Annotated in this window: 8 protein-coding genes; all 8 read right to left on the bottom strand. The window is 71.7% G+C overall.

All coding sequences use genetic code 11. The annotated features are described in order from the left end of the window. A partial coding sequence (locus ACWD04_RS13015) for an adenosylhomocysteinase (RefSeq protein ID WP_451131112.1) occupies window positions 1-232 on the bottom strand: 232 nt, incomplete at its 3' end. A 263-nt stretch (window positions 233-495) separates the two neighbouring features. Then, complete coding sequence (locus ACWD04_RS13010; RefSeq protein ID WP_451131110.1) at window positions 496-1,491, bottom strand: cation diffusion facilitator family transporter; 996 nt, start codon at window positions 1,489-1,491, stop codon at window positions 496-498. A gap of 87 nt (window positions 1,492-1,578) precedes the next feature. Beyond that, a complete protein-coding gene (manA, locus tag ACWD04_RS13005; RefSeq protein ID WP_451131108.1) occupies window positions 1,579-2,769 on the bottom strand; it encodes a mannose-6-phosphate isomerase, class I in 1,191 nt (396 codons plus the stop codon). Window positions 2,770-2,826: 57 nt separating this feature from the next. After that, entirely contained in the window at window positions 2,827-3,963 is a 1,137-nt protein-coding gene (locus ACWD04_RS13000; protein ID WP_451131106.1) for an SIS domain-containing protein, read from the bottom strand. A gap of 40 nt (window positions 3,964-4,003) precedes the next feature. After that, window positions 4,004-4,186: a Trm112 family protein gene (locus tag ACWD04_RS12995; RefSeq protein ID WP_015577430.1), complete on the bottom strand. Its 183-nt coding sequence runs from the start codon at window positions 4,184-4,186 to the stop codon at window positions 4,004-4,006. A 224-nt stretch (window positions 4,187-4,410) separates the two neighbouring features. Beyond that, complete coding sequence (locus ACWD04_RS12990; protein WP_451131104.1) at window positions 4,411-5,778, bottom strand: phosphomannomutase/phosphoglucomutase; 1,368 nt, start codon at window positions 5,776-5,778, stop codon at window positions 4,411-4,413. A gap of 61 nt (window positions 5,779-5,839) precedes the next feature. Further along, window positions 5,840-7,456: an L-lactate permease gene (locus tag ACWD04_RS12985; RefSeq protein WP_451131102.1), complete on the bottom strand. Its 1,617-nt coding sequence runs from the start codon at window positions 7,454-7,456 to the stop codon at window positions 5,840-5,842. Window positions 7,457-7,636: 180 nt separating this feature from the next. Then, window positions 7,637-8,008 carry a DUF3499 domain-containing protein gene (locus ACWD04_RS12980; RefSeq protein WP_053929176.1) on the bottom strand — a complete coding sequence of 124 codons (372 nt, stop codon included), beginning with the start codon at window positions 8,006-8,008 and terminating at the stop codon, window positions 7,637-7,639. Window positions 8,009-8,063: the final 55 nt, after the last annotated feature.

Genomic DNA, 8,063 nt, shown 5'->3' with positions numbered 1-8,063 from the left:
GGACCTCGGCGCCCAGGGCGACCAGGGTCTCGATGAGCACCGCTGTCTGCACAGTCATGTGCAGGGAGCCGGTGATCCGGGCGCCCGCCAGCGGCTGGGCGTCGGTGTACTCCTTACGGATCGACATCAGGCCGGGCATCTCGTGCTCGGCCAGTGTGATCTCCTTGCGCCCGAAGGCGGCGAGGGAAAGGTCTGCGACCTTGAAGTCCTGGCGATTGGCGGCCGTCGTCATAACGGGCTGCTCCTCGTAAGTGGGTCGAGGGTGGACTGGCTGGCTCTGTGGCGGCCACGGGCACACGAATGCCCGGGCGATCCGCAGTGCAGTCCGTCGGAGGCCCTCTCTCCCTCGGCCGGCCCGCTCGCGCGAACCGATCGACCGCCATCAGCAGCGACGTCTGGTACTTCCCCGAATCTACACCGAACGGCCCAGTGCGCCCCAGCCCGCCTGGGTGGCGGCGTGGGTCACCGGGCCGTTCGGGGCTGATCGTCAGTGGGTCAGTGTCCGGATCCCGCCGGTACGTCGCCTGGAGACGCGGGGCCTCCCGGCGCCTTGCCCGGGTTGGTTCCGGACGCGGCGGCAGCCGCGTCGTAGATGTCGGGCTCGAGGTAGATGACCCGGGCGATCGGGACGGCCTCGCGGATCCGGTTCTCGGCGGCGTTGATCGCTTCCGCGACCTCGGCGGCGGACTCCTCGGCCCGCACCGCGATCTTGGCTGCCACCAGAAGCTCTTCCGGGCCGAGGTGGAGCGTACGCATGTGGATGACGCGGGTGACGGTGTCGCCGTCGACCACGGAGGCCTGGATCTTCTCGACGTCCTCGGTGCCGGCTGCCTCACCGAGCAACAGCGACTTCGTCTCGGCGGCGAGGACGACCGCGATGACGATCAGCAGGATGCCGATGCACAGGGTTCCGATCCCGTCCCACACGCCGTTGCCGGTGCCCAGTGCCAGGCCGACGCCTGCGAGGGCCAGAACCAGGCCGACGAGTGCGCCGAGGTCCTCGAGAAGGACGACGGGAAGCTCGGGCGCCTTGGCACGGCGGACGAACTGCGTCCAGGACAGCTTGCCGCGGGTCTGGTTCGACTCCTTGATGGCGGTACGGAAGGAGAAGCTCTCGGCGATGATCGCGAAGACCAGCACGCCGACCGGCCAGTACCAGGCCTCGATCTCATGCGGGTGCTTGATCTTCTCGTAGCCCTCGTAGATCGCGAACATGCCACCGACCGAGAACAGCACGATGGACACCAGGAAGGCGTAGATGTAGCGCTCGCGCCCGTAGCCGAAGGGGTGCTGGGGGGTCGCCTCCCGCTGGGCCTTCTTGCCGCCGAGCAACAGGAGTCCCTGGTTACCCGAGTCCGCCAGTGAGTGGACGCTCTCCGCCAGCATCGATGACGAGCCGCTGAAGAGGAACGCCACGAATTTGGCCACTGCGATCGCGAGGTTGGCGGCAAGTGCCGCCACGATCGCCTTGGTTCCGCCTGACGCGCTCATGGGTGCGTGGTGTCCCTTCCTCGGTGCTGCGGCACAGGCGCCGCGTTACGGCCGCACATTGTTGCAGCCGCTGCTGCGGACGGTACGTCAGACCACCACGGTCGCGCGGAAAAGTGTGCCGGTACCGGACACTTCGAGCTTCTCGCCCGCCGGGACGAACACGGACTCGCCGGGTGCGAGGCCGATCCCTCCGGCCTGCGGGGCACCTGCCGTGCAGAGCAGGATCTGCGGTGTGGCAGCCGTGGCGTCGACGGGTGCGCCGCCGGTCGGCAGGACGTAGCGCGACAGCCGGAATTCGTCCACGGGCGTCTCGTACAGCTCCTCGCCGGTGGGAGAGGCCTCGGGGCGCAGGATGCCGGGCTCAGTGGCTTCGAAACGGACGATGCGCAGCAGTTCGGGGACGTCGACGTGCTTCGGGGTGAGACCGCAGCGCAGCACGTTGTCGGAGTTGGCCATGATCTCGACACCGAGGCCGCCGAGATAGGCGTGCGGCACTCCCGCGCCGAGGAACATGGCCTCGCCGGGCTGGAGTTGTACGTAGTTCAGCAGCATGGCCGCGATGACGCCCGGGTCGCCGGGGTAGTGGTGGGCGATCTGGGCGTACGGGGCGTGAGCGCCGCCGAGCCGTTCCGCAGCCTCGGCCGCATCGGCGACCGTGTGTGCCATCTCCTCGGGGTCCGCGGTGAGGATCGCCGTGAGGACCTCGCGCAGGGCCCCCTCCTCGGGGTGGGCACGAAGCAGGTCCACGTAGGGCTTGAGCGAGTCGACGCCGAGGGCGGCTACCAGGTCGGCGGCTTCGGCGGGCCTGCGGAAGCCGCACAGACCGTCGAAGGGGGTGAGCGCACAGATCAGCTCGGGCTTGTGGTTGGCGTCCTTGTAGGTGCGGTGCGGCGCGTCGACCGGGATACCCCGGCGCTCCTCGTCCGCGTAGCCCTGCTGTGCCTGCGCGAGGTCGGGGTGGACCTGAAGGGACAGCGGGGCGCCGGCCGCGAGCAGTTTGAGCAGGAAGGGGAGGCGGGGGCCGAAGGCGCGGACGGCCGCGGCGCCGAGTTCGCGTTCGGGGTCGGCCGCGATGACGTCCGTGAGGGACTGCTCGCCCGCGCCGGAACTCGCGGCTTGCGCTCCGGCGGGGCGGGTGAGGCGCGAAGGGGCCCCCGGGTGGGCTCCCATCCACATCTCGGCCTGGGGCTCGCCGGTCGGGGCTGTGCCGAGCAGTTCGGGGATGGCTGTGGTGGACCCCCAGGCGTAGGGGCGCACGGTGTTGGAAAGCCGGTCCATGGAGATGTGTCCTCGTGGGAGCGCGGGGGCGTGGGTGCCCAGGGCGAAGACGGGCGGTCAGGCCCGGTTGTCGGAGGCCAGGGAGGCGTAGACGGCGGCGAAGTCGGTGACCGCGAGGAGCTCGGCGAGGGCTTCGAGCTCGCTGCCCTCCTCCGGCTCGAGTTCGCTGATGGCCGTGTCGTGGCTCAGGGCGAGCTCACGGGCGGCCTGGCTCGCGGTCAGGCCGCCGGCGGGCCGGTCGCGGAGCAGGACGACACGGGCCCGCATGGCTTCGGGCTCGTCCACCCGGTCCCGGAAGAAGTCGTCGGGGTCGCCCCCGGCGGCGAAGGCTCCGGCGAGCAGTCCCCCGTGGGAGGGCAACGCCTGCGGCAGTTCGGCGACGAGGGCCGGACGGCCGGCGAGCTCGGCCAGGACGGCGGCGAACCGGCGCCCGACGGGGCCCGCGGCCTCACCCTCCGTCCAGACGAGAGGCAGGCTGTCGGCGAGTTCCGCGGCGAGGGTCTTGGCCGGATTGCTGTACGTGGCGACGCCCGGCCCGCAGCGCTCGGCCGTACGGTCGAGGCGGTCGGCGACCTTCTGCAGCGTCTCCGGGGGCGCGTCGATCAGGCCCACCCGGTCCAGCAGGGCGAGCAGCGGGGTGAGCAGGGCCCAGAGCGTGCCGGGGCCCGCCGCCGAGGTCTCGGCGTCGTACTCGCCGTGCGGAGCGGACGCCATGGGTACGACGAGCCCGTGCACTCCGTCGACCGCTTCACGCAGCGGGGACCGGACGGGTGCGACGGCGACGACCGTGCAGCCGCGGCGGTACGCCTGCTCGGCGAGCAGCGCGAGACCGGGCTCCGAACCGTCGGCCGTGGCGATGAGCAGCAGGTCCACGGACCCGGCCCAGCCGGGCAGTGCCCAGCGCAGCGCTCCGGCAGCTGCCGCGACCCCGGTGGGGCGGATCGCCGTGACGGGCGCGGAGGCGCCCGCGAGGGCGCCGACCAGGTCGGCGACGCCGGACGCGGCGGTGCCGGGGCCCGCGACGAGGACGGCACGGGGCCGGCCGTCGGGGGCCAGAGCGCCGATCCCCGCCTCGGCTGCGTACCGGGTGGCGGTGCGGACGCGGGCTCCGGCCTCGGCGGCACCGCGCAGCAGGCCTCGCCGGTCGGCTCGGGCCAGGGCTTGCGGTGCGTCGAGCAGCGACTCGTCGAGCATGGTGGTGGGCCTCCGATCACCGTGCTGATCAGGGTGCGGGTTACGCGGGGCGGCGGGCCTCGTCGACGAGGAGCACCGGGATGCCGTCCCGGACCGGGTAGGCGAGACCGCAGTCCGTGCCGGTGCAGACGAGCTCGGGGCTTTCGGCTGCTGACCGGTCGTCGAGCCCGGCGTGGCAGGCCGGGCAGGCAAGGATCTCCAGGAGGCCGGCTTCGAGCGGCATGGGGTGGGTCCCTTCGGGCATGCGGTGCGGATCCGGTCCGGACCCGGTTCGGGTCCGCGGAGCGTGGGGCGTGGTCAGCCTACCGCCGGGCCGGGAGGGTCGCGGCCCGGCAGGCCACGCCCGACGGGGCATGCGTCGGGCGGCACGCCACGCGGCGGGCGCGGGCACCGTGGGTACACGCACCCCGGGCGCCGCACGGTGCGTGTGCCCAGGAGGCGCACCGTTCACGCACGGACGAGGGCGAGAACGTCGTCGCGTACCGCCGTCATCGTCTTCTCGTCCCGCGCCTCGACGTTCAGGCGCAGCAGCGGCTCGGTGTTGGAGGCACGGAGGTTGAACCACCAGTCGTCGCTGGTCACCGTGAGTCCGTCGAGCTCGTCGAACCGCACGTCGTCGCGGCCGTCGTACACCGCCCTGATCGCCGCCAGGCTGCCTGCCTGATCGGCCACGGTGGAGTTGATCTCGCCGGAGCCCGTGTAGCGGTCGTACCGGTCGAGGAGTCCGGAGAGCGGGCCCTCCTGGCAGCCGAGCGCGGCGAGGACGTGGAGGGCGGCGAGCATGCCCGTGTCGGCGTTCCAGAAGTCGCGGAAGTAGTAGTGCGCGGAGTGCTCGCCGCCGAAGATCGCGCCGTGCTCGGCCATCTCAGCCTTGATGAAGGAGTGGCCGACGCGGGTGCGGACGGGGGTGCCGCCGTTCTCGCGTACCACCTCGGGGACCGACCAGGAGGTGATGAGGTTGTGGATGACGGTGCCCGTGCCGCCGTTGCGGGCCAGCTCGCGGGCGGCGACCAGGGCCGTGATCGCGGACGGGGACACACCCTCACCGCGCTCGTCGACGACGAAGCAGCGGTCCGCGTCACCGTCGAAGGCGAGGCCCAGGTCGGCGCCCTCGGCGAGGACGCGGGCCTGGAGGTCGATGATGTTCTTCGGGTCGAGGGGGTTGGCCTCGTGGTTCGGGAAGGTCCCGTCGAGCTCGAAGTACATGGGTACGAGGTCGAGGGGCAGGCCCGCGAAGACGGTGGGGACGGTGTGGCCGCCCATGCCGTTGCCCGCGTCCACGACGACCTTGAGCGGCCGGATCCCGGAGAGGCCGACAAGGCCCAGCAGATGCGCGGCGTAGTCGGTGAGGGTGTCGCGCTCGGTGACCGTGCCCGGGGCGGTGGCGGCCGTGGCGGGGAGGCCGTGTTCCGACCACTGCTCGACGAGTGTGCGGATCTCGGTCAGACCGGTGTCCTGGCCCACCGGCGCGGCCCCGGCGCGGCACAGCTTGATGCCGTTGTACCGCGCCGGGTTGTGCGAGGCGGTGAACATCGCTCCGGGCAGGTCCAGCGCCCCGGAGGCGTAGTACAGCTGGTCCGTCGAGCAGAGCCCGATGAGGGTCACATCGGCACCGCGGGCCGTAGCACCGCGGGCGAAGGCCGCGGCCAGGCCGGGCGAGGACGGCCGCATGTCGTGGCCGATCACGATCGCGTCCGCCCTGGTGACTTGGACGAAGGCGGCGCCGAACAGTCCGGCCAGCGGCTCGTCCCACTGATCGGGCACGACTCCGCGGACGTCGTACGCCTTCACGAGCTGCGACAGGTCAGCAACCACGGCCGGTCCTCCTGGGGTCATTACGGAGCGTCCAAACTACCGGGCTCATGCGGCCCCCCGGTCAGGGGAGCATCCAGCCCAGTACCGCCGTGCTCTGGGCCATGACGACCAGGCACATCAGTATCAGCAGCCCCAGGCTCCACGGCAGGACCTTGCGTAGCAGATCGCCCTCACGCCCGGCGAGACCGACGGCCGCGCAGGCGATCGTCAGGTTCTGCGGCGAGATCATTTTGCCCAGCACTCCGCCGGAGCTGTTGGCGGCGGCGAGGAGTTCCGGCGAGAGGCCGGACTCCCGTGCGGCGGACACCTGGAGGGCGCCGAAGAGGGCGTTGGCCGAGGTGTCGGAGCCGGAGACGGCGACGCCGAACCAGCCGAGCACCGGGGAGAGGAAGGCGAGTCCGGCGCCCGCCGCCGCGACGGACTGGCCGATGGTGGCGGCCTGTCCGGAGAGGTTCATGACGTAGGCGAGGGCGAGCACGGACGTCACGGTGAGGATCGCGTAGCGCAGTTCGTGCACGGTGGCCGCCCACTCCCGCGCCGCGGTGCCGGCCCGTACGCCGATGACGACGGCGGTGACCAGGCCCGCGAGCAGGACGAGGGTGCCGCCCGTCCCGAGGAGCGGGAGGGAGAACACGTTGGCGCCGACCGGTTCGCCGTCGGGGCCCGCGACGTCGAGGAACGGCCAGTCGAAGACCTGTGTCGCCTCGGCCAGCAGCCGCTTGACGGGCGGGATCTGGGCGGCGGAGAACACCGCGACGATCAGTGCGTACGGTGCGTAGGCGCGCAGCACCTCGCGGCGCGGGTCCTCCTGGTCCAGGTCCTCGCTGCGCACGCCCGTCAGCACGGCCGCGCGTACGGGTTCGTCGGCGGGCCTGCGTGCGCCGGGGACGCCGATGAGCGCGCCGGCGCCCACCAGCGCCGCCGCGATGTCGGCGAGCTGCGCGGAGACGAAGTTGGATGCGGCGAACTGCGCGACGGCGAAGGCCACTCCGCAGACGAGCGCGGGTGTCCACGTCTCTCGCAGCCCTCGTTTGCCGTCGACCAGGAAGACCAAGATCAGCGGGACGACGAGCGCGAGCAGCGGCGTCTGGCGGCCGACGACCGTGGCGACGTCGTCGAGCGGCAGACCGGTGACCTGTGCGAGGGTCACCACGGGCGTTCCCATGGCGCCGAAGGCGACGGGCGCGGTGTTGGCGACCAGCGAGACGACGGCGGCCTTCACCGGGTCGAAGCCGAGAGCTACGAGCATGACCGAGCAGATCGCGACGGGTGCGCCGAAGCCGGCCAGTGCCTCCAGGAGCGCGCCGAAGCAGAAGGCGATGACCAGCGCCTGGATGCGGGGGTCGTCGGAGACCCGGCCGAAGGAGCGTCGCAGGATGTCGAAGTGCTGGGTGCGCACGGTCATCCGGTACACCCAGAGGGCGTTGACGACGATCCACATGATGGGGAAGAGCCCGAAGAGGACGCCTTGCGCACCTGCGGACAGGGTCTGCCCGACGGGCATGCCGAACGCCGACCAAGCGACGAGCACGGCGACGGCGAGCCCGATGAGTCCGGCGCGGTGGGCCTTCACACGGGTGGCGCCGAGCAGCACCAGCACGGTCACCAAGGGCAGGGAAGCGACAAGAGCAGACAGAGCGAGCGAATCGGCTACGGGTTCGAGTTGTTGGACAAACACACAGACCTCCCCGGATTCCGTGCTGCGGAAGCGATCTCTCACGGGTGGGGGAATAGTCGTGTCCGCGACAATCCAACGTCAATGATCCGTGCCGGGAAATCTCCGTCCGGACAGATACCGGACAGAGTCCGGACGGATATCAACGGAGGTGACGGGTGGCGCAGGAGTGCGGGAAGGGTTTCAGGAGTCCGGGGAGCGCAGCACCCGGAGATGCCCCCGGCGCGCGACCTCCACCGGGTCCGCCGCTCGCGGTCCCCTGCCGCCCTGCTGCCGGTCCTGGGGCCGCGCGGCCTCGCGCACGGCGTTGGCGAGCGCTTCGAGATCGTCACCGCTGGGGCGGGTGGGAGCCGAGGGGTCGGACAGCCGGACGACTTCCCAGCCGCGCGGCGCGGTGAGGCGCTCACCGTGCTCGGCGCAGAGGTCGTAGCAGTGGGGCTCGGCATAGGTGGCGAGCGGGCCGAGGACCGCGGTCGAGTCGGCATAGACGTACGTCAGTGTCGCGACGGCGGGACGGCCGCACGCGGTTCGCGAACAGCGACGTACAGGGCTCACGATGATGGACGGTACCGCACTCTTGAGCGGGCTGCGACGACTCTCCCCAGCCTCG

It is taken from the genome of Streptomyces sp. NPDC002911, from assembly GCF_053591835.1.
This window is presented reverse-complemented; position numbering and strand designations above follow the sequence as displayed.